Origin of the sequence: Streptomyces sp. NPDC058619 (assembly GCF_042717785.1) — a bacterium.
GTDB lineage: Bacteria > Actinomycetota > Actinomycetes > Streptomycetales > Streptomycetaceae > Streptomyces.
The window spans coordinates 1-1,938 of sequence record NZ_JBHXQN010000153.1; the positions used below are offsets into that span (position 1 = coordinate 1).

The following is a 1,938-nucleotide window of genomic DNA, read 5'->3' on the forward strand; positions in this document are numbered from 1 at the left end:
CCTCCTGCGCCGACGGCGACAGATGCCGCGCGTCCCCCACCAGATCGCTCACACCCAGCTCAACGACCCAGAACCCAAACCGTTTCTGATCAATATGAGGAGGTCGCGCGACTGCTGACCGAGGGCCTCGCGTGGGCCAGACGCTGGTCGGGGTCATGGCAGGTACCGACGCCTGGCGCGATCTCCCGGGCCCGGGTCAAGCTCGGGCCGGGGCCGTTGAAGTTGCTGTTCGAGCAGTCCGCTGGGCCCGTGGCGACCCGGTCAGCTACCGGTGCGGCGTACGGGCGTTGGCGTCCCATGGCGGTCGACGGGACCACGTTTGACGTGCCGGACAGCGAGGAGAATGACGCGCGGTTCGGCCGCCCCGCCACCCACCGGGGCGAGCGGACTGCCTTCCCGCAGGTGCGCGTGGTGGCACTGGCCGAGTGCGGCACGCACGCGATCACCCACGCGACTCTGGGGCCGTTCACCACCGCGGAGTCCGTGCTCGCGCGGGAGCTGTTCGATGCCCTTGGACCGGATGACCTGCTGATGGCCGACCGGGGCTTCGCCGGCCTGGAGCAGTGGCGGGCCGCCTCGGCCGGCGGCGCGGACCTGCTCTGGCGGATCAAGACGACTGCGGTCCTGCCCGTGCGCCAGGAGCTTTCCGACGGGTCCTACCTCTCCGACATCGTGGCAGCCAAGGATCACCGCAAGCGCACCGATCCGACCGTGGTGCGGGTTGTCGAGTACACCCTGGACGACCCCGGCCGCCCGCAGCACGATGCCCCGTACCGGCTGATCACCACCATCCTCGACCACGAGGCCGCACCCGCAACGGAGCTGGCAGCGCTCTACAACGAGCGATGGGAGATCGAGACCACTCTGGACGAACTCAAGACACATCAGCGCGGCCCCGCCCAGGTCCTTCGCTCCCGCTCACCCGACGGCGTAGAGCAGGAGGTCTGGGGCCACCTGCTCATCCATCATGCGATCCGCCAGCTCATGCACACCGCCGCCGAAGGCGCCGACACTGATACCGACCGGCTCTCCTTCACCCGCACCCTCCGCCTCGCCCGACGTCAAGTCACCGCGCAGGCGGCCTTTTCCCCCTGACCGCCTGGCCGCAGCCCTTGCCGACGGGATACGGGAGATAGCCTGGCACCTGCTGCCCCTGCGTCGCCGGCGCTCGAACGCCCGCGTCGTCAAACGCAAGATGTCCAACTTCGGCGTCAAACGCGCCACACACCGGCTCTGGCCGCAGCCCACACTCGACCCAGCCGAAGCCGTGACCATCGCCCCGCACCACAAAACGGCCCCGATCAACCCACCAGCGAAGGTCCCACGCGCCTGGGGCTCTTAAGTCACTGGTATTGGGCTTAGAGGTGCGCTTGTTGCGGGCCATGGCGTCGTCCAATGTCGTATGGGCGGGTCCGCCGTGCTGGGCCATGTGGATACGGCCACCATAGTTGGCGGTGACGACGGCCGCGTGCTCGTAGACGCCGTCGTTCCTGTCCCGGAAGAAGAGTATGTCGCCCTTCCGGACGTTGTAGACGTCGTTGATGTGGTAGCCCCGGCCGGTGCCCGGCCAGGTGACGTCGCAGGTTTTCTGCTCCCGACCACGAGTAACTGGCTATCACCAGACAGCTGTTATACCAGGGGTTCTTGAACCACACGTCGTCGCGCTTGTACCAGCCCGACCGCATCTTCATGCCGCCACCGTAGTAGGGTCCTTGGAGACGAAGTTGGTGCAGTCGTACTTGTACTCCCACTTCACGCCGGTATTGCTGTACGCCCAGCTGCCGGTGCCCAGACCGCTGATGTGCGACGCGGTGCGGACACCCTCGGCGGGCGCCTCGCCGACGGGGAAGCCGTCCGCGCCGAGCGTCAGCGCCCCGGTTTCATCGGCTGCCGGCCCGACGGCGTCGGGCAAGGTGGCGATCACCTGGTTGGCCGCAG

2 protein-coding genes are annotated in these 1,938 nt (G+C 68.0%); one reads left to right on the forward strand and one right to left on the reverse strand.

What is annotated here, in order from left to right; genetic code table 11:
• A partial coding sequence (locus ACFWTC_RS38850) for an IS4 family transposase (protein WP_384075165.1) occupies nt 1–1,095 on the forward strand: 1,095 nt, incomplete at its 5' end.
• A gap of 592 nt (nt 1,096–1,687) precedes the next feature.
• Here ACFWTC_RS38850 and ACFWTC_RS38855 read toward each other — a convergent pair.
• Nucleotides 1,688–1,938: hypothetical protein (locus ACFWTC_RS38855; protein WP_384075168.1), on the reverse strand; the 251-nt coding region annotated here is incomplete at its 5' end.